The following is a 25,282-nucleotide window of genomic DNA, read 5'->3' as shown; positions in this document are numbered from 1 at the left end:
CGGTCAGTCAGTTGGCCCACGGCGGAGTGATGCGCGTGCCGTCGGCGAGCTGTGCCTGCAGGCCGACGGAGGTGGTGACCCAGGAGATCGCGGTGTGGCCGGTGGGGTTCTCGACGGCCAGGGTCGCGCCGGGGCTGACGATCACCGTGTCGCCCGCCGAGATCCGCTCGGTGTGACCGTCGAGGGTCATCAGCAGCTCGCCGACGAGCAGATGGAAGATCTCCTCCCGGTTGACGGTGTGGGCGGGCGCCTTGGTGCCGGGCGGGATCTCGCCGCGCCAGGCGCACAGTTCCCTGCTGCCGGTGCGCGGAGTGGCGTAGGAGACGAAGCGGGCGCCGTGGATCTCATGGGTGACGGCTGCCGAGGAGCGGACGACGGGCATGGCGGAGTTCTCCGTTCAGGGATGACCAACTGGTCAAGTAACTTGACTATATGGTCAAGCTGCTTGACTGATTCGTCAAGGGTGTTTCAATGCCTCCGTGCAGAACTCCGAAGCCATGGCCCTGTCCGCCGCCCTGCTCGCCGTGGCGGGTGACCTCACGCAGCGCATCCACGACGGGGTGGTCGCCCGCGGTTTCACGGATCTCCGGCCCGCCCACGGCTTCGCCTTCGCGCGGCTCGCCCCGGGCGGGGCCACCGCGACCGATCTCGCCGCGCACCTCGGTGTGACCAAGCAGGCGGCGAGTCAGCTCGTGGACGAGATCGTACGCAAGGGGTACGCCGAGCGCCGGCCGCACCCCGAGGACGCGCGGGCCCGGCTGATCGTGCTGACCGAGCGCGGCCGGGCCTGCACCCGGGCGGCGGAGGAGGCGGCCGCCGAGGTGGTCGGGCGATGGGCCGAACTGCTGGGCGAGGGTGAACTGTGCGTGTTGCGCGACCGGTTGGCGCGGATCGCGCCCTATGGTCCGATCCGGCCTGCTTGGTGATGGTCCGCTAGAGGCCCGATGGGGCGCTGGTTATCACTGGAAGTTTTTACTCGCGCGTAACTTCACACTTGGACTACTCGCCCGTAACTTGACGAGTGAACAGCATCCTCGTGATCCGGATCACAGGGTTAGGCCGTCGCACCTCCCTTGAGCCGCAAGGAGATCACACGATGCTGCCCTGGAAGCGAGTGCTCAGACCCCTCGCCGCGCTGCTCCTGACCGCAGCGGTCGCCGCCGTGCCCGCCGCCACCGCCCACGCCTCCGACGCTCCCAGCAGGGGCTGGAACGACTTCTCCTGCAAGCCCTCCGCCGCCCATCCCCGCCCGGTCGTCCTGGTCCACGGCACCCTGGGCAACTCCGTCGACAACTGGCTCTCCTTCGCCCCCTACCTGAAGGACCGCGGGTACTGCGTCTACTCCCTCGACTACGGCCAGCTGGCCGGCGTACCGCTCTTCCACGGCCTCGGCCCCATCGACAAGTCGGCCGAACAGCTCTCCGCCTATGTCGACAAGGTGCTCACCGCCACCGGAGCCGCCGAGGTCGACCTGGTCGGACACTCCCAGGGCGGCATGATGCCCCGGTACTACCTGAAGTTCCTCGGCGGAGCGGACAAGGTGAACGCCCTCGTCGGCATCGCCCCCGACAACCACGGCGCCAGTCTGAGCGGCCTCACCAGCCTGCTGCCGTACTTCCCCGGCGCCGAGGCCCTGATCAAGGCCACCACCCCCGGCCTCGCCGACCAGATCCCCGGCTCCGGCTTCCTCACCAAGCTCAACGCGGACGGCGACACCGTCCCCGGAGTGCACTACACGGTCATCGCCACCAAGTACGACGAGGTCGCCACCCCGTGGCGCAGCCAGTACCTGAGCGGCTCGGACGTCCGTAACGTCCTGCTGCAGGACCTGTGCCCGCTCGACCTCTCCGAGCACGTGGCGATCGCCCTGTTCGACCGGATCGCCTTCCACGAGGCGGCCAACGCGCTCGACCCGGCCCACGCCACCCCCACCACCTGCGCGTCGGCCTTCAGCTGACCGCCGCCGGGGCCTGTCCGGCCTGAGCCGCCGGACAGGCCCCGGAACCTCACCGGCGGTGCCCGCCGGCCGTCGCGCGCCGGCGCACCGACAGGAACAGCGCCGCCGAACCGAGCGCCAGCGCCGCCGCGCCGCCGACCGCGAGGTACGAGGTGCCGGTGGACGCGCCGGTCTCGGCGAGGTTCTCCGAGGTCCCGGCGGCCTTCGGCCGGTTGGCCGGGGCGCTGGGCTCCGCCGAGGTGCTCGCGTCGTCGTCGCCGTGACCGTAGTGCTCGATCGTCGACTTGTCGGCACCGGCCGCGATCTGCTCGTCGGAGGGCGCGGAGGCGGCCGGGGCCGGGGTGGTTCCGGTGCTCTCGGCGCTGCTCTCGGCGCTCTCGCCGCTGCTCTCCTTGCCGCCGCCGCTGTCCCTGCCGCTGCCGCCGCCGAAGTCCACGTCGGAGCAGGAGTAGAACGCCTCCGGGCTGTCCGAGCGCTGCCAGACCGCGTACAGCAGCTGCCGGCCGGACCGCTCGGGGAGCGAGCCGGAGAAGGTGTAGAAGCCGCCCGAGGGGGCCGGGTCGGTGACCGTCGCCACCGGGTGCTCCAGGTCCAGGCCGGACCAGGCCAGCGGCTTCGCGGGGTCGTAACCGGACTTGGTCAGGTAGACCTTGAAGGTGCCCTTGTGCGGGGCGGTCACGCGGTACTTGAAGGTATACGACCCGCTGTGCACGCTCGTCGCCGGCCAGTCGGCGCGGGCCAGGTCGAGGCCCTTGAACTCCTCGCTGTTCGCACTGCACAGCTTGCCGTCCGGGATCAGCTGCTGGTGCCGCCCGTTCGCGTCGCCGATCCGGATGCCGTTCCAGTCGTACAGCGCCTGCGTGCCGCCGGCCGCCACGGCCGCCTTGCACGCGGCCGAGTCGGGGCTCTCGGGGCCCTCCGCGTAGCACTGCGAGACACGGCTGACCGGGTCGCCCATCGAACCGTGCGCGGACGCGGGGGCGGCGGCGAGCGCGGTCAGGGAGAGCGGCGTCAGGCCGAGTACGGCGGCTGCGGCGACCTTGCGGCGGGCGCGAGCGGGCATGTGGAACTCCTCCGAACGGTCCGTGGGACGGACTGGATCCCGTGGGGTGATCAGAAGCTAGCCCCGAGAAACCGTGAAATCGCCTGCTGGAGACGGGTGGAGGGGATCCTTATGGTGCCGTTAAGGGGGAGCTAACGGAGGGCTGAGGAAGGAGGTTGGGGCGCTTCCTGCCGGCCCGCTCCCGAGTTGTGCCGCCGTCCGCGACGACCGAGTGGGTCGATTTACCCACGAGTTGCGACACACATTCGGCCTATTAGAGTGGACATATCCCATATGAGCGTATCTGGGGAGAACTCATGCAGCGAAGGACCATCAGGAGGGCAGCCGCCCTCAGCTCCGCTCTGGCGGCGGCCGGTGTCGCCCTCATGCCGTTGAGCGTTCAGCCGGCGTTCGCGTCCTCTCCCGCAACGCACGTGAGTTCCGCGACGGTTGTCCCGGAGCAGAACCACTACCGGCAGGGCTTCCGGCAGGGCTTCCGCGACGGCTTCTCCGACGCGCGCTCCGACTGCGACCGCGACGGTTACGGATCCGGCTACTCGAGCGGCCACGACTCCTCATGGGCACGCGGTTACGTCGACGGCTACAACCAGGGCTACAACTCGGCCTACAACCGGTACTGCGACTGAGACCGCCCCCCGGGGGACTTGCGTCCACCTGCCGAAATCGTGCTCGGGTGGATAGCGTGCTCGGCATGATCGACAGGGACATGGAGCGGGTCCGGGCGGCCGGTGCCGTTGACGTACCGGACGTGCGAGCGGTGACGAACGCGGCCTACCGCCACTACATCGAGCGCATCGGCGTGGTGCCCCAGCCCATGGAGGCCGACCACGGGGCGGACGTGGCCGCCGGGAAGGTGTTCGTCACCGGAGAGCCCGTCCTCGGGCTCGTGGTGATCGAGGCGTTCGCCGACCACCTCTTCCTGGACAGCATCGCCGTCCGGCCCGACGCCCACGGCGCGGGCGTCGGGCGGCGACTGCTGCGCTTCGTCGATGCACGCGCGCGTGAGCTGGGCCTCGGTGAGATCAGGCTCTACACGAACGCGATGATGTGGGAGAACCGGAAGATCTACCCGAAGTACGGGTACGAGATCGTGGAACGCCGCGTCGACGGCCCTTACGACCGGATCCACTACCGCAAGCGGCTGGACTGACGAGCGGCCGGACCGAACGGATCTGGGCTGATGGAACTCGGCGGCGTCAGCCGTCGGGCCACCAGGTGCGCGCGATGTCCTTGCGCACTTCCGGCCGCCCCGAGGGGCGCTCCTCCGCCTCTTCGCGGAGCCGGCGGCTGTCCGTCCTCTTCAGGGGCTTCTGCACAGTGGTGCGGCGCATGGCTGCCTCCTTCAGGGTCTACCGGGTTCCGCGTTGGCACGGAGATAGACGCTTTTGGGGAGAGTTCCTCATCGGTCCCGGTCTGTCAGTGGCGGCTGTCACGTCCGCACTGTCAGTGGCGTGTGTCACTCTCTGGGCATGACGAGCGAGAGCGAGCACATGGTTGCGGTTGCCCCCACCGTGGACTGGGATGCGCAGGCCGCCGTCTTCGACGGCGAGCCGGACCACGGCCTGCGCGACCCCGAGGTCCGCGCGGCCTGGGCGGCCAGGCTCCGGACCTGGCTGCCCGAGCACCCCGCCGACGTCCTGGACCTCGGCTGCGGCACCGGCAGCCTGTCGCTCCTCGCGGCCGAACAGGGACACCGCGTGACGGGCGTGGACCTCTCCCCGGCGATGGTCGAGCGGGCCCGCGCCAAGCTCGCCGGGCACGACGCCGTGGTGCTGCGCGGGGACGCCGCCGCCCCGCCGGTGGGGGAGCGGGATTACGACGTCGTCCTCGTCCGGCACGTGCTGTGGGCGCTGCCGGACCCCGCGCGCGTCCTGCGGCACTGGCGGACCCTGCTGCGACCCACGGGCCGGTTCGTCCTGGTCGAGGGCGTCTGGGGGACCCTCGGCCCGGTCGGCACACCCGCCGGCCGGCTCACGTCCCTGCTGGCGCCCCTCGCCCGGCGCGTGCGCGTGGAGCCACTGTCCGACGATCCCGTGCTGTGGGGGAAGACGGTGGACGACGAGCGGTACGCGGTGGTGGCCACGGTGTAGCCGGGGGCTCCGGAGGCCTCAGGCCAGCAGGTCCTCGAAGCCGCCCTCGCGGGCCAGCGCCTCCAGGCCGTCGAGGGCGGCCACGGCGGCGGACGCGGCCTCGGGGTCCTTCTCCGCCAGCCCGCTCTCGGCGAACTCGTCCTCGTCCAGGCGCCGCACCTCCGAGCCGTCGGCGGAGCGCCACAGGTCCAGGTCGAGGTCCTCCACGACCAGTTCCGTCCCGGAGACGACCGCGGGCCGGGTGATGTCGCAGTACCAGCCCTTCACGGAACCGTCCGCGGCGCGGACCTCCTTCACCGAGTACCAGCGGTCGCGCCAGTAGTACTCGGTGAACACATCACCCGGTTCGAAGCGGACGAAGCCGAAGTCGCGGACGCCGGAGCCCGCCCAGGGAGCCCGGACGGCGACCCGGGTGCCGTCGTCCTGGAGCAGCTCGGCCGGGTAACGGATCTTCGTACGGCCCGCCTTGACCAGCACGACCTCCCACCGGGCCACCGGATCAGCCGAGTTCACGGACATAGCGCACCTCCGCGGCACAGATCTCGTACCCGAGCCACTTGTTGATCGCGATCATGGGGTCGTTGCCGGCGTCGTTGCCGGTGAAGGCCTCGGTGAGACCGGCCGCGCGGGCCCGGTGCAGCGAGTGGGTCTTGGCGAGCTTGGCCAGGCCCCGGCCGCGGTGGGCGCGGGCGGTTCCGGTCATCGCGGTGGAGTAGCGGGTGGCGCCGTCGGTGTAGGCCACGCTGAAGGCGACCGGACGGCCCTCGACACACGCGACCACCGTCAGGTCGAGGTCCAGCAGCGGATGCTTCCAGGTCTGCTCGACCCAGGCGTCGTAGTCCGAGAACTCGAAGTCGATGTCGCCCGGTTCGTCCAGCAGCGTCTCGGCGTCCAGCTCGAACAGCGGGCGCGGGTCGTCCGCGAAGTCCGCCGCGGTGCGCAGTTCGACGCCCGGCGGGGTCTTCGGGAGCGGGGGGAGGGGAGCGTGCGCCAGGTCGAGACGGAGGAAGTGCGCGGACCGGCTGCTGCCGTAGCCGTGCCGTTCCGCGAAGGCGCGGTTGCCCGGCTCGTCGAGCACCCAGCTGAGCAGCCTGGTCGCCCCCTGGGCGGCGAGGTGCTCCTCGGCGGCCCGCAGCAGCAGCCCGCCGGCGCCGCGCCGGGTCCGGTCCGGCCGGACGTAGATGTTCAGCAGGCCCTGCCCGGGCTCGGGGCTGTCGTGGGCCAGATGGACCTGGGCCGTGCCGATCACCTCCCCGTCCTCCTCCGCGATCAGTGGGCGGTACCGGGCATCGGGGTGTATGTGGAGGGCGTTGTGCCGGACCGACTCCGGGGTGAACAGGATGTACGGAAGGGCGAGCCGGCGTACCCGGGCGAAACCCTCGGTGTCGGCCGGGACGTCGGGGCGCAGGTCACGCACGATCACGGTCATGGGCAGGAACCGTACGCGGCGGGAACACCGGGGTGCCTCTCATTTTCCGGCGGGTGCGGGACAATCGCCCTGTGAGCCTGAAGATCCGCATCGATGACAGCGCGCCCCCGTACGAGCAGGTGCGGGCGCAGATCTCCGAGCAGGCGCGGTCCGGGGCGGTGCCGGTGGGGTACCGGCTGCCGACCGTCCGGGGGCTGGCCGAGTCCCTGGGGCTCGCGGTGAACACCGTCGCCAAGGCGTACCGGGCGCTGGAGGGCGACGGGGTGATCGAGACGCGGGGGCGCAACGGCACGTTCGTGGCTGCCGCCGGCTCGGCCGCGGAGCGGGAGGCGTCCCTGGCCGCGCAGGCGTACGTGGAGCGGGTGCGGCGGCTGGGGTTGGCCGAGCCGGAGGCGCTGGCCGCGGTGCGGGACGCCCTGCGGGCGGCATACGGGGAGGGCTAGGGGGTCACGGGGCAGCGACACCTCTACGGGAGTTCGGCAGGCTCCGGCGTACGGGTCACCGTCAGGCCCGCCCGGCGTGCCGTCCTGCCGAACACCAGCGCGTCCTGTACGGCCGCGCCCCCGGGGTCGTTGTTGAAGTACGCGTACACGTCCTGCCCGTCGGACCACGTCGTCGCGACGCGGTCCACCCAGGTCTCCAGGGAACGGCGGCCGTAGCGCGGCCAGGGCCGGGCGCGACCCTGGTGGAAGCGGACGTAGCCCCAGCCGGCGGTGCGCCACAGCGGGGTGACCGGGCGGGCCAGGACGTCCGCCCAGCACAGGGAGGCCGCCCGGGATTCCAGGACCTCTCGGACCTCCGGCGTCCACCAGGAGTCATGGCGGGGCTCGACCGCGACCCGCGTACCCGGCGGGAAACAGGCCAGGCAGGCGTCCAGCAGGGCCGGGTCGGCGCGCAGGGTGGGCGGGAGCTGGAGCAGGACGGGGCCCAGCCGGTCACCGAGGCCGGCCGCGTGGGTCATCAGGCGGTGGACCGGTTCCTCGGGCTCCTTGAGGCGCTTGATGTGGGTGAGGTAGCGGCTGGCCTTGACCGCGACCACGAAGTCCGCCGGAACCCGCTCGCGCCAGGCCTCGAAGTTCTCCCGGGAGGGCAGCCGGTAGAACGCGTTGTTGATCTCCACGGTCGCGAAGAGCCGGGTGTACTCCTCCAGCCACAACCGCGCCGGGACCCGGGCCGGATAGACGTGGTCCCGCCAGTCCTTGTACTGCCACCCCGAGGTGCCGACGAACAAGGTCATAGCACCATCAAAGCACCCCGGGCACCAGCCGGCGCCGCACTACAGGTAGAGGCCCGCGTCCGCTCCGTCCCGGGCGCCGGGCACCGAGGTCGGGGTCGTGCCCCGGCGCAGCGCGTACAGCTCGGCCAGCGTGGCCCCCTCCCGGCCGACGCCCTCCTCGGAACCGAGCCAGTTCACCGCCTCCTGGCGGGTCAGCGGGCCCACCTCGATGCGGGCCAGGCACCGTCCGGGGCGCACCACGGCCGGATGCAGACGCTCCAGGTCCTCGTTGGTGGTGACACCGACCAGGACGTTACGGCCCTGGCCGAGGAGCCCGTCGGTGAGGTTCAGCAGCCGGGACAGGGCCTGGCCCGCCGTGTGCCGGGCCTCGCCGCGGATCAGCTCGTCGCAGTCCTCCAGCAGCAGAAGCCGCCAGCGGCCCTTGCCGGCGCCGTCGTCCTCGCCGATGGCGATGTCCATCAGATAGCCGACGTCGGAGAAGAGCCGTTCCGGGTCGAGCACGCAGTCGACCTGGCACCAGTCCCGCCAGGACCGGGCCAGGGTGCGCAGCGCCGAGGTCTTGCCCGTGCCGGGCGGCCCGTGCAGAAGCAGCAGCCGGCCCGCGATGTCCTCGGGGGTCGTCTTCATCAGGTGATCCATCGCCTCCGCCACCGGAGCCGTGTAGTTGTGCCGGACCTCGTCCCAGGTGCCGGCGGAGATCTGCCGGGTGGTGCGGTGCGGGCCGCGCCTCGGGGAGACGTACCAGAAGCCCATCGTCACGTTCTCGGGCTGCGGTTCGGGCTCGTCGGCGGCGCCGTCCGTGGCCTGGTCGAGGATCCGCTTCGCCAGCTCGGCGGTGGTCGCGGTCACCGTGACGTCCGCGCCCCGGTTCCAGCGGGAGACCAGCACGGTCCAGCCCTCGCCCTCGGCGAGGGTGGCGCTGCGGTCGTCGTCGCGGGCGACCCGCAGCACGCGGGCGCCGTCCGGCAGCAGGGTCGCTCCCGAGCGCACGCGGTCGATGTTCGCCGCGTGCGAGTACGGCTGCTCGCCCGTCGCGAAGCGGCCGAGGAACAGCGCGTCGACGACGTCGGACGGCGAGTCGGAGTCGTCGACGTGGAGCCGGATCGGCAGAGCGTCGTGTGGGTTCGCAGACATGCCGCCATGATCCGGCACGGATGCGCTCCGCGCACGGCATTTCCGCCGCTTGTTCCGGGTGTTCCAAGACTGTTCCGGGTGTTCCCAAGACCTGCCCGGTGCCCGGCTTCCCCCATTACTGTGTCCTTGATGGGACGTCATGGGTGGGATGTGGAGACTCGGCGGTGGCGGCTCACCGCCCTGCTCGGTGTGGGCGTGGCCGCGCTGGCCCTGGTCGTGACCCTGGTCAGCGCACTGTCCGGTGGCCCCAGCACCGCCGGCACCACACGCGACGGCGACAAGGTGCACGGCACCCCCGCGACGCCCGCCGGGACACCGGAGCCGTACGTCGGCTGGGGCTTCACGCACACCCAGTACAGCGCCGACCAGGGGGCGACGGCCGCCACGCGCCGGGTGGAGCGACTGCTCGGGCAGGGCGGCGGGCTGCCGCAGAACCAGCACATCATGGGCTGGGGCGCCGACAACCCCGAACCGGTCCGGGGGCACTACGACTTCGGCGCGCTGGACCGCCGTGTCGACTTCGTCCGCGCCTCCGGCGGCACCCCGGTGATCACGCTGTGCTGCTCCCCGGACTGGATGAAGGGCGGCAAGGCCGGGGCGGGATCCACGGACTGGAGCCAGGCCGCCCTGGAGACCGCCCCCACCCCCGGCCACTACCAGGACTTCGCCGACCTCGCCGCGACCGTCGCCCGGCGCTACCCGGACGTCAGGCACTTCATCGTCTGGAACGAGTTCAAGGGCTTCTGGAACGACACCGAGTCCCGCTGGGACTACGAGGGCTACACCAGGATGTACAACCTCGTGTACAAGGCGCTCAAGAAGGTCGACAAGGACATCATGGTCGGCGGCCCGTACCTGTCGATGGACAGCGTGGACCCGCGCGACGAGAACGCCTCCTCCGCGCTCAAGGGCCCCTGGGGCGCCATGGACCAGCGGGTCCTCACCGCCTTCGCGTACTGGAACACGCACAAGGCGGGTGCCGACTTCGCCGTGGTCGACGGCTCCAGCTACACCCGCGACGACGAGCTGCTGCCGAACGAGTTCGCGGCCACCGAGAAGCTCACCGCGATCGGCGCGTGGGTAAGGCGGCAGACCCATGACCTGCCCCTGTGGTGGGCCGAGTACTACGTGGAGCCGGGCGACGCCGCCGACGACCGCAAGGGCTGGTCGGAACCGCACCGCGTCGCCGTCCAGGCCACCGGGATGATCGCCATGGCGAAGGGCGGCGCCGACTCCGGCTTCTACTGGAACCCGCAGGAGAAGACGGGCGCCTGCGCCGGCTGCCTGTGGACGCCGACCGACAGCGCGGGCGGCGGCCGCGAACTGCCCATGCACGGCCTGGTCACCAGGTTCGCGAAGGCGTTCCCGCCGGGGACGGGGTACGCGCCCGTGTCCGTCGCCGCGGACGACCGGCCCAACGTCCGCGTCCTGGCCACCGACCGGACCGTCCTGGTCGTCAACACCCTCGACCGGACGATCAGCGCCCAGGTCGACGGCAAGCGGTTCGACATGCACGCCTACGAGGTGAAGTGGCTCGACCGCTGAGCCACCGCACACCCGTCATTTCATCGTCAGGAACCGCTGCACCAGCGAGGCCAGCACCACCGCGAGCAGGGGCAGCGCGAACCAGAAACCGCCCTGCAGCAGCCGCAGCTGACGCACGCTCGGCCGGACCGCGACCCGCACCACCTCACGGGCGGCCAGCAGCAGGATCAGGGCGACGGCGGCCAGCGCGCCGACCACCGACCACGGCGTCCACGTCACCTGCGGCCCGATCGGCCCCGGATCCGGCTTCGGCACCGCGCCCGCCGGCCGCTCGCGCAGCGTGTACAGGGTGACGTCCTCGTTGACCAGGACCTTCGTCAGCTGGGGCCGGTCGTCCAGGTTCTCGATCAGCCGGGACTCCCAGGTCGCCGAGTAGCCCGCGTCCAGCTCCAGATACGTGACCTGGCTCCGGTTGATCATCAGGTACGAGTTCGGGCCGGCGTCCTTGAGCGCCTTGACCAGGCTCGACACCAGCACCGGGTCGGCAGGCGCCAGGGTCGGCACGTAGTTGACCCGCTCCATGTCCCGCGCGCCCCACGGCATCGCCGGGGTCACGTCGTTGACCGTGTCCTGGCTCAGCCACAGCAGCCGCACGGTCGGCTCGTCGTGGGCGTACACCCAGTCCATGGCCGCGACCTCGCCCGGCCGGACCCGCTCGAACGGCTCGTTGCCCCAGCGGGCCACCAGGAAGCCCCCCATCAGCAGCAGCCCCGCGAGCAGCGCGGCCACCGGAGCGAGACTCACCCGGTCCCTGGCGCGTTCCGCGGCGGTGACACCGGTGCGCGGAAAGAGGGCGAGGGCGCCCAGCAGGGCGGCGCCCGGCACGGCGAACATGAAGACGCGCAGCGCCATCTCGCCGCCGTACGACTGCATGCCGAAGCCCAGGAAGGGCACGAAGGCGAGGACCAGCAGGGACCGCTCGCGGTACTTGTGGAAGCGGCGCCGCCACCAGCCCCAGCAGGCGAGGCCCAGCACCGTGCCGGCCAGCAGCACCCTGGTGTACAGCACCAGCTTGTGTGTCGAACTCCCGCCCTCGATACGGCCGGAGACGGAGGTCGAGACATTGCTGCCGACGCCGCCGACGCCGCCGAAGAGGTCGTCGAAGTGCCCGGACCAGTACGGCTCCGCCATGAAGCCGACCCAGACCGCGACCAGCACCGCGAACAGCAGCGGGAGACCCCGCAGTTCGGACCGGCCGCACAGCACCAGGGCGGCCAGCACGCCGAGCATCACGAACGGGGTGAGCTGGTGCGCCGGGACGCTCGCCGCGTACAGGCCGATCAGCACCAGGAGCAGCACGGCCCGTTGCCGGCGGTCGGTGGGCTCCACCTCGGCCTCGCCGGGCCTGAACCCGCTCCAGATGACGCGTGGCGGGCGGAACCAGACCAGCAGGATCGCCACGAAGACCAGGTACAGCAGATAGGTGAAGCCCTGCGGCGAGAAGTAGTCCTGGCCGACCCAGCCGCTCAGCACGAAGATCCAGATGCCGGTCCACTTCGCCCGCCAGCTCGCCCGCAGCGACTTGGTGAGCAGGAACATCGGCGCCAGATAGGCCAGTTGGACGGCGGTCGGCCACCAGCGGATGATCTCCGTGAAGTCGGTGACCCCGCAGGCCCGGCCGACGAACGCGGCCACGGCGAAGAAGCCCGGCCAGCTCCAGCGGGCGTCCAGGTCCGGCACGGCCGAACCGGTGCGGTCGACGTGGTCGATGAAACCGAGGTGCTGCCACGCCGTGGGGAACCGTGGCACGGTCTCGATCACCGCGGGCAGGGCGTGCAGGGAGACCACGGTCGCCAGCAGTGTGACCAGCAGCAGTGCCCGGTGCTCGCGGCGCAGCCAGAGCAGCGTGGCGAAGACCGTGATCAGCAGCGCCGCACCCACCAGGGTCGGCAGCGGCAGCACCGAGATCAGCCCGAGGCCGCCCATCCGGTCCAGGTCGGCCTCGCCGAGCCGGAGCGCGGGCACCCAGTACAGCAGCAGCGCGGCGATCAGCAGACAGCCGAGGACGACACCCGAGCGGGTGGGCAGCAGCCGCTCCCGCGGCGACACGGGAGCGGGCGGCTCAGCGGGCACGAGATCCTCCGCCACGGCCTCGTCCGGTACGGACTTCGGTACATCGGCGTCGGACGCGGACGTGGTGAAGCGGGCACGGACGCCGGCGAAGGACGCCTCGGCCCCTGCGAAGGGCGCGCCCAGTTCCCCTTCCGCGAACGGCGCGTCGACCTCCGCCGCCTGGGCATCCCTCAGCAGCTCGGCCTCCGCCGGCCCCGGCGAGGCCTCGGTGCCGGGCGCGCTCTCCTCCATCGGCAGCCCCGACGGGGGCGGGGGAACCGGTGTGCCCGCGGGCGGTGTGCCGGGGCCCGGGCGGACGTCCGGCCGCCGCTCCACATGGTCGAAGTCCACGTGGATGCCGAGGGCCAGGGTCTCGGCGTCCAGCGCCCAGGCCGGGCTGTGCCCCCGTGCCGGGGGGACCGGGACCTCGCGCGCCCCCAGATCGGCGAGATCCCCGTCCGGGGCCGCCGTCTCGGGTACGGCGGCGGGCGCGGAGCGTATCGTCCTCCACAGCTTCGGCGCGGCGATCGCCACGATCACCGCGAGGCTGGAGATCTCGGCGACACCCGCGCCGGTCAGCCCCATCCGGGGCAGGAGCAGCAGGGTCAGGCCCAGCACCAGCACGCACAACAGGCCCTGCATCCAGGCGAGTCCGGCGGTGCGGCTCTGCGCGCGCAGCACCGCGAAGCAGGTCTCCATCACCACGCGCAGCACCGCGCCGACCGCGAACCAGCGCAGCAGCGGGGTGGCCGCGTCCGCGTAGCCGTCGCCGAACACGCCCAGGATCCAGGGTGCGCCGATGAACAGCAGGCCCGCGATCGGCAGCATGATCCGGGCCATCCGCTTGAGCGCGGCCCGGGTGTTGGCGGCCAGCCGGGCCGGGTCGTGCGAGCCCTCGACCGTGAGCGACGCGCCCATGTTGATCGCGAGCAGGTTGGTCGTGCCGCCGATGGTGGTGGTGATGTAGAAGTACGCGTTCTCCTCGGAGCTGACCTGCGCGGCGATGATCACCGGGACGAGGTAGACCACGGCGAGGGAGAACAGCGAGCCGGTGTAGTCCCCGGCCAGGAACCTGCCGATCTGCTTGAGGGTCGGCGGGTCGGTACGGCCGTCGGTCGCCTTCACGTGCCGGGGTACCAGCCGGCGGAAGACCAGCCAGCCCAGCGGCAGCACCGAGGTGGCGATCGCGGCCACCCAGGACACGAAGACACCGGTGGCCGGGATGGCGACGGCGAACGCGACGAGCAGGGCCAGCTTCACCGCCGAGAACACGGTGTTGCCGACCGGCACCCAGGGCGCGCTGCGCAGTCCGGTCAGCACGCCGTCCTGCAGGGTGAGCAGGTTCCAGGCGGCGACGGCCGCGATGAAGCCGAGCCCGTTGAGCGTGCCGTGCAGGAACCGGTACGACGGCCCCCACGCGTCCAGCGTCAGCAGGAACACGCCGGCGGCGAGCGCGACGATCAGCGAACTTCCCGCGTACGTACGGAAGATGAGGCGGCCGGTGCGTTGCCCGGACACCGGGATGAAGCGGGCCAGGGCGCCGGTCAGGGTCACCGCGGTGAGCCCGGCGAGCAGCTTCATCGCGGCGATGGCGGCCGAACCCTGGCCGACCGCCGACTCGGAGTAGTAGCGTGCCGCGGCCAGCCAGAACCCGAGCCCGAGGACGGCGGAGATGCCGGTGTTGAGCATCAGCGCGTAGGCGTTGCGGAACAGCGGGCTGCCGCCGGCGGGCCGGCCCGTGCCGGGCAGCCGCAGACGGCGCCGGGTCTTCACGGGCGCCTCGGCGCCGGGCGTCTCGGCCTCGGTTGTGGTGGTCGTGTCAGACACGGGAACGGATGGCCTTCCGGCGGACCTGGCGGGCTCTGCGGACGAGGGCGTACCCCTGGGTGAGGGCACGGTCCTTGGCGAAGTTGCGGGCGATGGCACGGCCTTCGAGCAGTCGTTCGAACTCCTCGACGCCCGTGCCGCGGCGGACCGTGACGCGCCGCAGGGCGTACGGACCCTGGCGGCGGCGGGCCAGTCCGTTGCCGACGGCGAGCGCCTGGGCGTACCCGGTCGCGCGCACGGCCTGGCGGACCCGGCGGCTGGAGTAGCCGTACGGGTAGGCGAACGACTCCGGGGGCGCTCCGAGTTCGTCCGCGACGATCCGCGTGCAACGGGTGAGGTCCGTGCGCAGCTCGCCGTCGCCCAGCTGGTCGAGCTGCGGGTGGGTGTGGCTGTGCCCGCCGATCTCGACCCCGGCGGACGCCAGCTCGCGCACCTGCTCCCAGTCGAGCATGGTGTCGAGGCCGCCCCCGGTGTCGTACGCACCCCTGATCCAGCCGGTGGAGACGAACAGCGTGGCCGGGAAGCCGTGCTCGGCGAGCACGGGCAGGGCGTGCCGGTGCACGCCCTCGTAGCCGTCGTCGAAGGTGATCAGCACCGGCCGGGCGGGCAGCGGGCGGCCGGAGCGCCAGCGGGCCGCGAGATCGGCGGTGGTGACCGGGGTCAGGCCCAGGTCACCGATGAGCGCCATCTGCTCCGCGAACGCCTGCGGCGCGACCGACAGGGCACGGGTGGCGTCGTTGGGCGCGGCCGCGACGGAGTGGTACATGAGGATGGGCACGGGCACGTCACTCATGTGTGCCTCCCCGGGCCGTGCCTGTGTCGTCCGTGGGCGCCCCCGGGATCGGCGCCACCGTGAACGTGGGCGCTCCCCGCCGGGCCCGCACGCTGCCCACCAGGTATCCGCCCGCCGCCGTGAGCACCCCCGCGACGATCGCCGCCGCGCGCCCCGCCCCGCCCGGCCGGCCGAGCAGGGTGTCCCGCAGCCCCCGGGCGACCCCGGCCGGCAACACCCGGGTGGTGTACCGGCGTTCGGACTCCAGGCCCTTGCCGGCGCCGACGCTCCGGGCGACCAGCGCCTTGGACAGCCCCTCGGCGTAGGTGCGGGTGCGGAAGTAGGCGAAGTGCTCGCGGGGTTCCGGCACGCGGTGGTGGATCACCGCGCGGTCGTCGATGAGCAGGACGGCGTCGGGGCGGGCCCGGGTGAGGCGGATGCACAGCTCCGTCTCCTCGCAGCCGAGCGGGCGGCGGTCGCCGTCGCGGCCGATGCCGGTGGCGAAGCCGCCCGCCGCCGCGAACGCCGTGCGCCGGAAGGAGGCGTTCCCGCCCAGGACGTTGCGGACCCGGACCCGGCCCGGCGGCAGCCCCCGGTAGGTACAGCCCACCACCCAGTCGAACTCCCGCGGGAACCACACGGGCCGCCGGCCCGACGCCCAGACCGGCACCGTCCGCCCGCCCACGGCCAGCACGCGCGGGTCGGCGTACCCCTCGGCGAAGCGGCGCAGCCAGTCCCGCTCGGCCACGGCGTCGTCGTCCAGGAAGGCGATCACCTCGCCGTACGAGGCGGCGATCCCGGTGTTGCGCCCGGACGACAGTCCGCGCGGGCCCGCGTTGGGCAGGACCCGGATGCCCTCGGACTCCTTGTACTCGCGGGCCAGCCGGTCCCGCAGGCCCGGGTTGTGGTCTACGACCAGGAGCGTCTCCAGCGCCGGATACGACTGCGCGCGTACCGAGGCGACCGCCGCGAGGATGTCCTCCCAGCGGTCCTCGGTGTACACGCAGATCACGACGGAGATGCCGGGATCTCTCAAGACACCTCTCCCCGCCCGGTGTGCAGCAGCGGCGAGCTGTGCGTGCGCCGGCGCAGGTCACGCCGGTTGGAGCGCTCCTTGAGGATCACCTTCAGCACCCGCAGCCCGTCCCGGACGGCCCGCAGATTGCTCGTGCCGTGGATGCGCAGGTACTCGTGGCTCGGGATCTCCTGCACCTTCAGCCCCGCCTTGACCACTCTGATGTTCATCAGCGTCTCGACCTCGAAACCGGTGCAGTCGAGGTCGATCTTGTCCAGGCAGTGCCGCCAGAACGCGTTGTACCCGTAGCAGAGGTCGGTGTAGCGGGCGCCGAACTTGCGGTTGACGACGGTGCACAGCGCCCAGTTGCCGAGTTTGCGGATGAAGGTCATGTCGTCCGTGCCGCCGCCGTTGGCGAAGCGTGAACCCTTGGCGAAGTCGGCGCCGGAGACCAGCGCGGAGACGTACGAGACGATCTCGTTGCCGTCGGCGGAGCCGTCCGCGTCGACCATCACGATGATGTCGCCGCCGCAGGCCTCGAAGCCGGTGATCAGGGCATCCCCTTTGCCCTTGCCACGCTGTTCGACGACCTTGACGTCCGGCCACAGGGAACGGGCGACCTCGACGGTGTCGTCCGTGGAATTCCCGTCCACGAGCACGACTTCGTGGATCCAGTCGGGAAGCGTCTTGAAGACGTAGGGCAGATTCTCCGCCTCGTTCATGGCGGGGATCACCACGCTCACCGGCGGAGTGATCGCCAGGTGAGAGGAGATGGGCCGGTATCGGCTGGCGAACAATGGATCTTGACCCGAACTGGGCGGGCGCAGAACAGAACTCATGAGTCTTTTTCCCTCTCGTCCGGTGGACCGCCCGCCCCTGGGCGGCCCGGCTGTGTGTCCGGTTCGAAAGGGGGGTTCTCATCTTCGGTACGGTGAATTGATCTCCGGTCCCGGAGACGAGCTGGCAAAGCTGGCCGGCCTGCCGGAGAAAAACGGCAGCCGGTCGCGCGGCACGGCTCGGTCACAGTTGCGGTCACCGAGCACGGCACCCCCCTACCGCGCCCCGCGCCGGAAACGCCGCGGCCCTGAGCCCTCCCCTGGAGCCGTGGTTCGACGTGCCGATGCGGGTGAGATGTATGACGGTATTGACGGTTGAAGCCGAAAGGCAAGACCTGGAAGGCTGCCTCACGTTTTTGTTGGTTTGGCCATTACACAACTTTGGCCCAAGTCGTTCACTCCTGTGCGCGTTTTCCGGAAATTCGGTCCCGGAGCAGAACCAGGAGCAGAACGGCCAGGCTCAGTGCGGTCACCGTGACCACTCCGCCGCGGACCGACCAGCGGTGCACGGCCAGCATGCCCTGCGCAACCAGCATGTTGACGACCACCGCACCCGCAAGGGCGCACAGGCCCCGGCCGAAGGGATCCAGCCCCCGCAGGGCCGCGGCGATCGCCACGGCCGGCGCCAGGAGCAGGAAGAACAACGTGCATGGGCCACGCAGTGGCGAGGCGGAATCGATGAGCGCGAGCAGCGCACCGACCGCTCCGACGGCGGTCGCGGCACCCGCGAGCAGCGGTGACAGGTCCCTCCCCGAACCTGGCCGCACGCCCTCGGCGTCCCTCGTGGCGCCGTCTGGTGAAGGTGTCTTGATACCGAAGGTCTGCATTGGCGACTTTGCCCCCCGACGCGCCGGATGCCGGGCTTCAATGTGGCGCAGACCGAGGTGGGCCGTCAAGACGACGGTTCCTCGTTGAACAAGTGTTCCCCGGAGGCCAGGAGGGTCTCCGGGGAACGGCTGGTCAGCGGGTACGGGAGGGGATCACGGGACGATCTTCAGGAGCTTGTTCGGCGAGCCGCTGCCCGGGCTGGTGACCTTGCCGGAGGTGGCGCCGTTCACCAGGGCCGTGGCGACCTGGGCCGGGGTGGCCGAGGTGTGGTTCGCGAGGTAGACCGCGGCCGCGCCCGCCACGTGCGGGGTCGCCATCGAGGTGCCGGAGATGGTGTTGGTCGCGGTGTCGCCGGTGTTCCAGCCGGCCGTGATCGAGGAGCCGGGCGCGAACAGGTCCAGGACCGAGCCGTAGTTGGAGTAGCCGGCCCTCGCGTCGGAGCTGGTGGTGGCGCCGACCGTGATCGCCTCGGTCACCCGGGCGGGCGAGTACGAGGAGGCGTTGGCGCTGCTGTTGCCGGCCGCGACGGCGTAGGTGACGCCGCTGGCGATGGAGTTGCGCACCGCCGTGTCCAGCGAGGCGGAGGCGGAGCCGCCGAGCGAGAGGTTGGCGACCGAGGGTCCGCTGTGGTGCGCGGTCACCCAGTCGACACCGGCGATCACTCCGGCCGTGGTGCCCGAACCGTTGTCGTCGAGCACGCGGACCGCGACGATCTTCGCCTTCTTGGCCACGCCGTAGGTGGAGCCCGCGATGGTGGTGGCCACATGGGTGCCGTGGCCGTTGCCGTCCTGGGCGGTGGTGTCGTTGTCCACCTCGTCGTAGCCGTAGGAGGCGCGGCCGCTGATCTGGGTGTGCGTGATGCGCACGCCGGTGTCGATGACGTACGCCGTCACCCCGCTGCCCGCGCTGTCCGGGTAGGTGTAGGTGCCGGTGAGCGGCAGGCTGGTCTGGTCGATGCGGTCCAGGCCCCAGGGGGCGTCGGACTGCGTGGTGTCGGCCAGGTGGACGCGCTGGTCCTGCTCCACGGAGGCCACGTCGGGGTCGGCGGCGAGTCTCGCGGCTCCGGTCGCGGTCAGGTGTGCGGTGTAGCCGTTCAGGGCAGTGCGGAAGGTCTTCTCCACCGTGCCGCCGTACCGCGCGACCAGGCCCTTGCCGGTGCCCGACGCGGCCGTGAAGCCGGCGGTCTTCTTCAGCGTGACGATGTAGCTGCCCTTGACGGCCGTGGGGGAGTCCGCGGCCAGCACCTTGCCGGTGGCCGGGGCGGCCTGGGCCGGCAGGGCGGTGAGACCGCCGACGAGCGCGGCGGTGGCGACGCCGGTGAGGGCGGCTATGCGGAGCTTGTCGGAACGCAGGTGTGCCATTGCGGGGGAGTCCTCCTGATGGCGGCGCGCGCCTCGGGTCCGGCGCGCGTGGGTGGGGGATGCGCGCGGGATCGCGCGCACGGCCCTGGAGCGTCGCGTTCCGCTCCCGGGTCGGGTAAAGCCTCGGTTCGCGTCCCCGTACGGGGCAAGGCAATTGACGATCTGTCAACACATATGACATGCACACGCAATACATGAGCGGTGAACGTCTTGGGTTGATCCTGTTGAGACCTCAAAAGTCTTGGCATGAACACTTCCCGTCAACACGCGTAGTTGGTACGAAAGTTGAGGCAGAGATCCTGCTAAAGGGAGGTTCCATGAGACGTTCCCGACTTACCGGATTCGTGACCTCGCTCCTCCTCGCCGTCGGCCTCGGTCTCACCGGGGCCGCTTCGGCGCAGGCCTCCTCGACGGCCGCGACCGGTGGCTATGTGGCCCTCGGTGACTCCTACTCCTCCGGAGTCGGCTCCGGGAGCTACATCAGCTCCAGCGGCAGCTGCGACCGCAGCACGAAGGCGTACCCGTACCTGTGGAACGCCGCCCACAGCCCGTCGTCGTTCGCCTTCAACGCCTGTTCGGGGGCGAAGACGGACGACGTGCTGGCGAACCAGCTCGGCTCGCTGAACTCCTCCACCTCACTGGTGTCCATCACCATCGGCGGCAACGACGCCGGTTTCGCCGACGTCATGACGACGTGTGTGATCCAGTCCGACAGCGCCTGCATCTCCAAGATCAACACGGCGAAGGCGTACGTCACCAACACGCTCCCCGGCAAGCTGGACACCGTCTACAACACGATCAGCGCCAAGGCCCCGTCCGCCCGGGTGGTCGTCATCGGCTACCCCCGCTTCTACCTGCTCGGCCAGAGCTGCCTCGGCCTCTCCGAGACCAAGCGGTCGGCCATCAACGACGCGTCCGACCTCCTCAACGCCACCGTCAAGGCCCGCGTGAACGCACACGCCTTCGTCTTCGGCGACGTCCGCACCCCGTTCTCCGGCCACGAGATCTGCTCCGGCAACTCCTGGCTGCACAGCGTCAACTGGCTCGACATCGGCGAGTCGTACCACCCCACCGCGGCCGGCCAGTCCGGCGGCTACCTTCCGGTGCTCACGAACGCGGCCTGACCCCGTAGGGGCTCGCCCGTCAGGGTGAACTGCCTGGCGAACCCGAAGGAGAAGCGGAGGCCCCGTCCGACGGGGTCTCCGTCGGCGTACAGGTCACCGAGAACGGCACGGAGTCCGACGCGGTCCGTACCGGACCGCGCACCTCCACGCTGATCTCGTTCTCGAGCGTCCCGCCGGCCGGGCCCTCGGGGTACGCCGTCACGGTCAGCCGCACCTGCTCGGTCCTTCCGCCGCCGGCCGGGAAGGACAGCGTCTTCCACCCCGGGTCCGACACCGACCCGTGCGCCGGTACCCACCGGTACTCCACCTCCGCGGGCAGCCGCCCCACCGTGAACACCGCGGTGAACGCGGGCGCCTGAGCGGCCGGCGGCGGACAGGCTCCGGAGTACGTCGTGTGCGCGCCGGTCAGGGTGACGTGCACGGACTGGGCCGGCTCACTGCTCGCCGAAGCGCTGCTGTGCGTGGGCGGGGGCGCTCCGGTGTCCGACTCGGTGGTGCCGCTCGCCGCGGGGGAGTGCGCGGCACCGCTCGTCCGGCCGGTGCTCGCGGTGCCGTTGCCCTGGTCGCTCCCGCCGTTGCGGTGGAGCAGCGCGTACGTCAGCCCGGCCAGCGCGAGGACGACCGCGAGCACGCCCGCGGCCAGGACGAGGCCCGCACGCCGGCTGCGATCCGGTCGGGCACCCGGCTCGGCGGCCGTGGTCCCGGGGTCCGGATATCCCGTGGGCAGCGGCACCGGCGGGGTGTGCGACGGCCGCGACCGCGGCGTCCGGGACGCCACCGTCGGAGCGTACGGCGACGCCGCGGGCGTCGTGTCCGCCCCGGGCGCCCCGCCCGCCGCGACCACCCGCAGCTCCCGCTCCGCCCGCTCGGCGGACAGCCGTTCGGCCGGGTCCTTGCGCAGCAGCCCGGCGATCACCGGCGCGAGCGGCCCGGCCCGGCGCGGCGGCGGCAACTCCTCGTCCACCACCGCCCGCAGGGTGCTCAGCGGGGTGTCCTGCCGGAACGGGGAGACGCCCTCGACGGCCGCGTACAGCAGCACACCCAGCGACCACAGATCCGACTCAGGGCCCGGCGTACGCCCCAACGCCCGCTCCGGCGCCAGGAACTCGGGCGAGCCGATCACCTCACCGGTCATGGTCAGCGCGGAGCTGCCCTCGACCGTGGCGATCCCGAAGTCGGTGAGGACCACCCTGCCGTCGTCGGCGAGCAGCACGTTGGCCGGCTTCACGTCCCGGTGCAGCACCCCCGCGGCGTGCGCGCCGCGCAGCGCGGACAGCACCTCGGCACCGATGTGCGCGGCCCGCTGCGGCGACACGGGGCCCGCCGCCTCCAACTGGTCGGCGAGGGACAGCCCGCGCACCAGCTCCATGACGATCCAGGGCCGGCCGCCCTCCATCGCCACGTCGTACACGGTGACCACGTTGCGGTTCGCGACCCGGGCCGCCGCCCACGCCTCGCGCTCCAGACGCGCGTACATCCGCTCGACGTCCGCGGCGGGCAGCCCGGCCGGCGCCCGCACCTCCTTGACGGCCACCTCACGCTGCAGCACCTCGTCGCGGGCCCGCCACACGGTCCCCATGCCGCCCTCGCCCAGCGGGGACAGCAGACGGTAGCGGTCCGCGATCAGACGTTCGCGGCCCGGCTCTTCGGACACGGGCGCCCCCAAGGCATCTCGCGCGAATTCTCCACAAAAGTAGCTCACCCGAGCGCGGACGCGGCCCCCTTGAGCACCAATCCCGTACCCAGCGCGACGACGACCGACGCGGAGACGAGCGGCAGCGTCCGGCGCACCAGAGCGGCCACCGGGTGCGTGGTCCAGCGCGGGCGCCGCTCCAGCACCCGGGCCGCCCCCGAACCGAGCCGGACGACGGCGAACCCGGCCGCGGTGAGCGTCAGCGCCAGACCGGCCCCGTACGCCACGACGAGCAGCAGCCCGAACCAGGCCTTCCCGAGCGCCGCCGCGCCGACCAGCACGACCACCGCGGACGGGCTGGGCACCAGCCCTCCGGCGAACCCGAGCAGGATCGTGCCGCGGAGCGTGGGCGCGGTGGGGTGCGTGTGGGTGTGGCCTCCGTGCGAATGGGTCAGACCCCCGTGCGTGTGGGCGTGGTCTCCGTCGTGCGGGTGGGTGTGGTCTCCGTCGTGCGTGTGGGCGTGGTCCCCGTCGTGCGGGTGGGCGTGGTCCCCGTGCGTGTGCGCGTGGTCCGCGTCGTGGGGGGAGGCGTGGCTGTGGCCCCCATGGGTGTGTTCCACACCCTCGTCGTGGTGATGGTGGTGACCTGATCCATGGTGTGCGCCCACACCGGCCAGCTGGCGCCACTCGGCCTCCCTCGCGTGCGCGGGGGCGTGGGCGGCCTCGTGGGCACGGCTGCGCCAGGCCCGGCGCAGCAGGCCCGCGCCGGCCGCGAGCACCAGGACGCCGCTCGCGATGCCCAGCCAGGCGATCACCGAGGGCGTGGCGGCGGACCCGGCGGTGACGAGCAGGCCCAGGGCGACCACACCGAGGGTGTGGGTCACCGTGACCGAGGCGGCCAGCGGCAGTACGTCCCGCAGCCGGGCCCGGCCCCCGCGCGCGGCCGCCGTCGCGGCCATCAACGTCTTGCCGTGGCCCGGAGCGAGAGCGTGCATCGCGCCCAGGCCGACCGCGATGAGCAGCGCGAGAGCGGCGAAGCCGACGGTGAGGTCACGGCGGGCCACCAGGTCGTCCAGGGCCCGGGTCCAGCGGTCGGCACCCCGGGGGAGCACTCCGGCGCCCGGGGCGTTCTGCCGCTCCTCGGCGAGCGCGGGGCCGCCGGGGCGCACCCGCAGGGAGGCGGCGGTGGCGTCGGCGGGCGAGGACAGCAAGTCCTGCGGGTAGGACGTCAGTTCGTGCGAGACCGAGGTCTTCGGCACGTCCGTCGCGGTGAGCGTCATCCGGTCGCCGCGCGCGGTGATCTCCCGCCAGCCGGGCCCCCCGGACGCACCGGCGCCCCGGAAGCCGAGGGCCACGGCGCCCCGGGGGAGCGGAGCGGTCAGCCGGCACTCCACGCGGAGGGTGTGCAGACCGGCCTGACCGGGGCGCAGACGCGCCGTACTCCCGGCGGCGGTCAGGGGCGCCGGACGTCCGCCGACGGTGAGCCTGCTGTCCTCGGCGGCCCGGGCGCACCGCTGCCGGGCCCACCCCGCCAGGCCCAGCCGCTTCAGCTCGGGCTCGGCCTGGGTCGCCGGGATCTCGGCGAGGTCCTCCACGTGGTCGACGCGGAGCTGCCCGGGAGCGGCGACCAGACCGTCGTAGCGGTTGACGGTGAAGTTGCCCAGGGGGTGCGCGCTCGCGGTGCCGGCCGGGAGGAGCGAGAGGGCGCACGCGGCGAGGAGGACGAGGAGCAGACGCGGCTTCACTTCGTACCCTCCAGAGCCTTGCGGGCCCGCGCCGCGCCGAGCGGGGAGAAGCCGGGGTTCAGTTCCAGGGCCGCGGTGAGCGAGGCACGGCCGGCCGTGCGGTGGCCCGTGGCCAGCTCGATCACGCCGCGGTGGTAGCGGAAGGCGGCGTTGCGGTAGCCGGTGGCCGTGGCCCGGCGGGCGTACGGCAGGGCCTCGGCGTCGCGGCCGTTCACGTGCAGCGCCCAGGCGAGGGCGTCCGCCGTGTGCACGGTGTGCCGGCGGGCCCATTCGGCGCGGGCCGCCCGCAGCGCGGCCGCCCGGTCGCCGTGGTCGGCGGCGGCCAGGGCGGTGTCCAGGTCCGCGTTGACGCCGTTGGCGCGGGCCAGGGCGATCCACGCGTCCACCAGGGCGTACTGCCGCCGGGCCCGCGCCCGGTCGCCGGCCCCGTCCCGCGCCTCGTACAGCTCGCCCAGTTCGACGAGCGGGCCGGGCAGGGGATACCGGGAGACCACCGCCTCCAGACCCTCGATCGCCGCGGCGCGGTCGCCGCTCGCCGCCTGCGCGCGGGCCCGGCCCTCCAGCGCCGGAAGGTAGCCGTCGTCCGCGGCGAGGGCGCGGGCGTAGTAGGTGAGGGCCGACCTGTGGTCGCCCTGGTTCCACGCGAGCTGGCCGAGCTGCGCGGCCACGTACGCCGTGTCGCCGGGCGACGCGGCCGCGGACAGCGCCTGCTCGAGCACCCGGCGTGCCGTGGTCACGTCCCCGCGCAGCTCGTGCACGTACGCGTACCGCGTGAAGACCGGCACACCCGGCTTGCGTGCGTCGGCGGTCGTGGCGGCCTTCGACGCCTCGGCGTACCGGCCCAGTTCGACCAGGGCGTCGACGCGGGAGGACAGCGCGCGCTCGCTGTACGGGTTCTGCCGGAGGGCCTGGTCCGCGTAGGCCAGGGCGTGCGCGAAGTCGTGCCGGGCCGCGGCGAGGGCGGCACGGCCGGCCAGCGCCTGGTCGTTGCCCGGCGCGAGGGACAGCGACCGCCGCAGCGCCGTGTCCGCCTGCGGGTACCGGGAGGGGTCGCCCTTGGTCCGGGCCTGCTCGACATAGGCCAGCCCGAGGGTGGCCCAGCTGCCGGAGTCCTTGGGCTGGGACCGCAGATGCGCCTGGAGCGCGGCGATGGCCGCGTCCAGGTCTCCGCCGCCGAGGACCGCCGGGTCCACGGCCCGGGAGGCGGCCGGCACCGAAGCCGGCGCAGGATCCGCGCCGAGCGCGATCGCGCCCCCGGTCAGCGCGACCGCCAGCAGCGCCGCGCAACCGCCGAGGTGCAGGGCCCGCCAACGCCGCCCAGCGGCCCCGGCCCGCCGCACGGCGGCCACGCGGTCGTCCGCGCCGGCGGACACCCGGTCGTCCGCGCCGGTGGCGTCGGACGGTACGGATTCCCTCGGGGCTCCGTCCCCGGCTGTGTCGTCGCCCGAGGCCGAGGCCGAGGCGTCCGACGGGTCAGGCACCCCGGTCGTCTCCCGCTCCGTGCCGCTCACCCGCCGTTCGCCGGTCTCGTCGTCATTCGTACGCGGGGACATGCCTCTCCTCGGTCGCCTGGAGATGTCGGGAAGGGGATGGCGCGGCCCGCCGTGGGGGAGTGGAGTACGGGCCGCGCCGGT

Annotated in this window: 24 protein-coding genes; 8 read left to right on the top strand and 16 right to left on the bottom strand. The window is 72.4% G+C overall.

All coding sequences use genetic code 11. From position 1 onward, the window contains the following. Positions 1 to 7: 7 nt before the first annotated feature. Entirely contained in the window at positions 8 to 382 is a 375-nt protein-coding gene (locus ACZ5CW_RS13260; RefSeq protein WP_468600576.1) for a cupin domain-containing protein, read from the bottom strand. Positions 383 to 479: 97 nt separating this feature from the next. Between ACZ5CW_RS13260 and ACZ5CW_RS13255 the strand changes: the two genes are divergently transcribed. Continuing rightward, complete coding sequence (locus ACZ5CW_RS13255) at positions 480 to 926, top strand: MarR family winged helix-turn-helix transcriptional regulator (protein ID WP_468600574.1); 447 nt, start codon at positions 480 to 482, stop codon at positions 924 to 926. Between the two features lie 170 nt (positions 927 to 1,096). Beyond that, entirely contained in the window at positions 1,097 to 1,957 is an 861-nt protein-coding gene (locus tag ACZ5CW_RS13250) for an esterase/lipase family protein (protein WP_468600572.1), read from the top strand. Between the two features lie 49 nt (positions 1,958 to 2,006). On the opposite strand, the gene ACZ5CW_RS13245 is transcribed toward ACZ5CW_RS13250, so the two are convergent. Next, complete coding sequence (locus ACZ5CW_RS13245) at positions 2,007 to 3,020, bottom strand: lytic polysaccharide monooxygenase auxiliary activity family 9 protein (RefSeq protein ID WP_468600570.1); 1,014 nt, start codon at positions 3,018 to 3,020, stop codon at positions 2,007 to 2,009. Positions 3,021 to 3,316: 296 nt separating this feature from the next. On the opposite strand from ACZ5CW_RS13245, the gene ACZ5CW_RS13240 reads away from it, so the two are divergent. Beyond that, positions 3,317 to 3,646 carry a hypothetical protein gene (locus tag ACZ5CW_RS13240; RefSeq protein WP_468600568.1) on the top strand — a complete coding sequence of 110 codons (330 nt, stop codon included), beginning with the start codon at positions 3,317 to 3,319 and terminating at the stop codon, positions 3,644 to 3,646. Between the two features lie 65 nt (positions 3,647 to 3,711). Then, the gene (locus tag ACZ5CW_RS13235; protein ID WP_468600566.1) at positions 3,712 to 4,170 is read left to right on the top strand and encodes a GNAT family N-acetyltransferase; all 459 of its coding nucleotides are present in this window, start codon (positions 3,712 to 3,714) and stop codon (positions 4,168 to 4,170) included. 46 nt (positions 4,171 to 4,216) lie between these two features. On the opposite strand, the gene ACZ5CW_RS13230 is transcribed toward ACZ5CW_RS13235, so the two are convergent. After that, a complete protein-coding gene (locus ACZ5CW_RS13230) occupies positions 4,217 to 4,351 on the bottom strand; it encodes a hypothetical protein (RefSeq protein ID WP_468600564.1) in 135 nt (44 codons plus the stop codon). Between the two features lie 138 nt (positions 4,352 to 4,489). Between ACZ5CW_RS13230 and ACZ5CW_RS13225 the strand changes: the two genes are divergently transcribed. Beyond that, entirely contained in the window at positions 4,490 to 5,110 is a 621-nt protein-coding gene (locus tag ACZ5CW_RS13225; protein WP_468600562.1) for a class I SAM-dependent methyltransferase, read from the top strand. An 18-nt stretch (positions 5,111 to 5,128) separates the two neighbouring features. Here ACZ5CW_RS13225 and ACZ5CW_RS13220 read toward each other — a convergent pair whose 3' ends face one another. Then, on the bottom strand, positions 5,129 to 5,629 hold the full coding sequence (locus tag ACZ5CW_RS13220; RefSeq protein ID WP_468600560.1) for a ribonuclease FAU-1 family protein: 501 nt from the start codon (positions 5,627 to 5,629) through the stop codon (positions 5,129 to 5,131). Continuing rightward, entirely contained in the window at positions 5,610 to 6,539 is a 930-nt protein-coding gene (locus ACZ5CW_RS13215; RefSeq protein WP_468600557.1) for a GNAT family N-acetyltransferase, read from the bottom strand. The genes ACZ5CW_RS13220 and ACZ5CW_RS13215 overlap by 20 nt, the downstream gene beginning before the upstream one ends. A 71-nt stretch (positions 6,540 to 6,610) precedes the next feature. Between ACZ5CW_RS13215 and ACZ5CW_RS13210 the strand changes: the two genes are divergently transcribed. After that, positions 6,611 to 6,982 carry a GntR family transcriptional regulator gene (locus ACZ5CW_RS13210; RefSeq protein WP_468600555.1) on the top strand — a complete coding sequence of 124 codons (372 nt, stop codon included), beginning with the start codon at positions 6,611 to 6,613 and terminating at the stop codon, positions 6,980 to 6,982. Between the two features lie 23 nt (positions 6,983 to 7,005). Here ACZ5CW_RS13210 and ACZ5CW_RS13205 read toward each other — a convergent pair whose 3' ends face one another. Next, positions 7,006 to 7,776 (bottom strand): DUF72 domain-containing protein, encoded by a 771-nt coding sequence (locus ACZ5CW_RS13205; RefSeq protein ID WP_468600553.1) that lies wholly within the window; start codon positions 7,774 to 7,776, stop codon positions 7,006 to 7,008. Positions 7,777 to 7,815: 39 nt separating this feature from the next. Continuing rightward, positions 7,816 to 8,910: a DUF5925 domain-containing protein gene (locus ACZ5CW_RS13200; protein ID WP_468600551.1), complete on the bottom strand. Its 1,095-nt coding sequence runs from the start codon at positions 8,908 to 8,910 to the stop codon at positions 7,816 to 7,818. A 129-nt stretch (positions 8,911 to 9,039) separates the two neighbouring features. Between ACZ5CW_RS13200 and ACZ5CW_RS13195 the strand changes: the two genes are divergently transcribed. Then, positions 9,040 to 10,455, top strand: a complete 1,416-nt coding sequence (locus ACZ5CW_RS13195; RefSeq protein WP_468600549.1) for a GH39 family glycosyl hydrolase — start codon at positions 9,040 to 9,042, stop codon at positions 10,453 to 10,455. 15 nt (positions 10,456 to 10,470) lie between these two features. Here the strand turns inward: ACZ5CW_RS13195 and ACZ5CW_RS13190 are convergent, their stop codons facing one another. The 6 genes from ACZ5CW_RS13190 to ACZ5CW_RS13165 form a co-directional block, all read right to left on the bottom strand. Further along, positions 10,471 to 14,334 carry a lipopolysaccharide biosynthesis protein gene (locus tag ACZ5CW_RS13190; protein ID WP_468600547.1) on the bottom strand — a complete coding sequence of 1,288 codons (3,864 nt, stop codon included), beginning with the start codon at positions 14,332 to 14,334 and terminating at the stop codon, positions 10,471 to 10,473. After that, positions 14,327 to 15,127: a polysaccharide deacetylase family protein gene (locus tag ACZ5CW_RS13185; protein WP_468600545.1), complete on the bottom strand. Its 801-nt coding sequence runs from the start codon at positions 15,125 to 15,127 to the stop codon at positions 14,327 to 14,329. Before ACZ5CW_RS13185 ends, ACZ5CW_RS13190 begins: the two co-directional genes overlap by 8 nt. After that, positions 15,120 to 16,142 (bottom strand): glycosyltransferase family 2 protein, encoded by a 1,023-nt coding sequence (locus ACZ5CW_RS13180; RefSeq protein WP_468600543.1) that lies wholly within the window; start codon positions 16,140 to 16,142, stop codon positions 15,120 to 15,122. The genes ACZ5CW_RS13185 and ACZ5CW_RS13180 overlap by 8 nt, the downstream gene beginning before the upstream one ends. Then, positions 16,139 to 16,960, bottom strand: coding sequence for a glycosyltransferase family 2 protein (locus tag ACZ5CW_RS13175; RefSeq protein WP_468600541.1), 822 nt, complete (start codon positions 16,958 to 16,960; stop codon positions 16,139 to 16,141). The genes ACZ5CW_RS13180 and ACZ5CW_RS13175 overlap by 4 nt, the downstream gene beginning before the upstream one ends. 392 nt (positions 16,961 to 17,352) lie before the next feature. Beyond that, a complete protein-coding gene (locus ACZ5CW_RS13170) occupies positions 17,353 to 17,724 on the bottom strand; it encodes a hypothetical protein (protein ID WP_468600539.1) in 372 nt (123 codons plus the stop codon). 213 nt (positions 17,725 to 17,937) lie between these two features. Next, on the bottom strand, positions 17,938 to 19,146 hold the full coding sequence (locus tag ACZ5CW_RS13165; protein WP_468600537.1) for a S8 family peptidase: 1,209 nt from the start codon (positions 19,144 to 19,146) through the stop codon (positions 17,938 to 17,940). 317 nt (positions 19,147 to 19,463) lie between these two features. On the opposite strand from ACZ5CW_RS13165, the gene ACZ5CW_RS13160 reads away from it, so the two are divergent. Next, complete coding sequence (locus tag ACZ5CW_RS13160) at positions 19,464 to 20,270, top strand: SGNH/GDSL hydrolase family protein (RefSeq protein ID WP_468600535.1); 807 nt, start codon at positions 19,464 to 19,466, stop codon at positions 20,268 to 20,270. A 19-nt stretch (positions 20,271 to 20,289) separates the two neighbouring features. Here ACZ5CW_RS13160 and ACZ5CW_RS13155 read toward each other — a convergent pair whose 3' ends face one another. From ACZ5CW_RS13155 to ACZ5CW_RS13145, 3 genes are read right to left on the bottom strand one after another with little or no spacing between them, the layout of a single operon-like run. Further along, on the bottom strand, positions 20,290 to 21,924 hold the full coding sequence (locus ACZ5CW_RS13155) for a serine/threonine-protein kinase (RefSeq protein WP_468600533.1): 1,635 nt from the start codon (positions 21,922 to 21,924) through the stop codon (positions 20,290 to 20,292). 44 nt (positions 21,925 to 21,968) lie between these two features. Further along, positions 21,969 to 23,648: a nickel transporter gene (locus tag ACZ5CW_RS13150; RefSeq protein WP_468600531.1), complete on the bottom strand. Its 1,680-nt coding sequence runs from the start codon at positions 23,646 to 23,648 to the stop codon at positions 21,969 to 21,971. Next, positions 23,645 to 25,201 carry a tetratricopeptide repeat protein gene (locus ACZ5CW_RS13145; RefSeq protein WP_468600529.1) on the bottom strand — a complete coding sequence of 519 codons (1,557 nt, stop codon included), beginning with the start codon at positions 25,199 to 25,201 and terminating at the stop codon, positions 23,645 to 23,647. Before ACZ5CW_RS13145 ends, ACZ5CW_RS13150 begins: the two co-directional genes overlap by 4 nt. Between the last annotated feature and the right edge of the window lie 81 nt (positions 25,202 to 25,282).

Source organism: Streptomyces sp. NPDC031379 (assembly GCF_055569615.1).
Note: the sequence above shows the minus strand (reverse complement) of the source record. Positions and strands in the feature narration are given on the sequence as shown.

Excerpts from the sequence above, each read along its gene's own strand:
- ACZ5CW_RS13165 (WP_468600537.1), bottom strand. The coding sequence starts at position 19,146 with ATGGCACACCTGCGTTCCGACAAGCTCCGCATAGCCGCCCTCACCGGC.
- ACZ5CW_RS13235 (WP_468600566.1), top strand. The coding sequence starts at position 3,712 with ATGATCGACAGGGACATGGAGCGGGTCCGGGCGGCCGGTGCCGTTGAC.
- ACZ5CW_RS13220 (WP_468600560.1), bottom strand. The coding sequence starts at position 5,629 with ATGTCCGTGAACTCGGCTGATCCGGTGGCCCGGTGGGAGGTCGTGCTG.
- ACZ5CW_RS13245 (WP_468600570.1), bottom strand. The coding sequence starts at position 3,020 with ATGCCCGCTCGCGCCCGCCGCAAGGTCGCCGCAGCCGCCGTACTCGGC.
- ACZ5CW_RS13160 (WP_468600535.1), top strand. The coding sequence starts at position 19,464 with ATGAGACGTTCCCGACTTACCGGATTCGTGACCTCGCTCCTCCTCGCC.
- ACZ5CW_RS13175 (WP_468600541.1), bottom strand. The coding sequence starts at position 16,960 with ATGAGTTCTGTTCTGCGCCCGCCCAGTTCGGGTCAAGATCCATTGTTC.
- ACZ5CW_RS13240 (WP_468600568.1), top strand. The coding sequence starts at position 3,317 with ATGCAGCGAAGGACCATCAGGAGGGCAGCCGCCCTCAGCTCCGCTCTG.
- ACZ5CW_RS13225 (WP_468600562.1), top strand. The coding sequence starts at position 4,490 with ATGACGAGCGAGAGCGAGCACATGGTTGCGGTTGCCCCCACCGTGGAC.
- ACZ5CW_RS13200 (WP_468600551.1), bottom strand. The coding sequence starts at position 8,910 with ATGTCTGCGAACCCACACGACGCTCTGCCGATCCGGCTCCACGTCGAC.
- ACZ5CW_RS13250 (WP_468600572.1), top strand. The coding sequence starts at position 1,097 with ATGCTGCCCTGGAAGCGAGTGCTCAGACCCCTCGCCGCGCTGCTCCTG.
- ACZ5CW_RS13195 (WP_468600549.1), top strand. The coding sequence starts at position 9,040 with ATGGGACGTCATGGGTGGGATGTGGAGACTCGGCGGTGGCGGCTCACC.
- ACZ5CW_RS13185 (WP_468600545.1), bottom strand. The coding sequence starts at position 15,127 with ATGAGTGACGTGCCCGTGCCCATCCTCATGTACCACTCCGTCGCGGCC.
- ACZ5CW_RS13260 (WP_468600576.1), bottom strand. The coding sequence starts at position 382 with ATGCCCGTCGTCCGCTCCTCGGCAGCCGTCACCCATGAGATCCACGGC.
- ACZ5CW_RS13145 (WP_468600529.1), bottom strand. The coding sequence starts at position 25,201 with ATGTCCCCGCGTACGAATGACGACGAGACCGGCGAACGGCGGGTGAGC.
- ACZ5CW_RS13215 (WP_468600557.1), bottom strand. The coding sequence starts at position 6,539 with ATGACCGTGATCGTGCGTGACCTGCGCCCCGACGTCCCGGCCGACACC.
- ACZ5CW_RS13230 (WP_468600564.1), bottom strand. The coding sequence starts at position 4,351 with ATGCGCCGCACCACTGTGCAGAAGCCCCTGAAGAGGACGGACAGCCGC.
- ACZ5CW_RS13205 (WP_468600553.1), bottom strand. The coding sequence starts at position 7,776 with ATGACCTTGTTCGTCGGCACCTCGGGGTGGCAGTACAAGGACTGGCGG.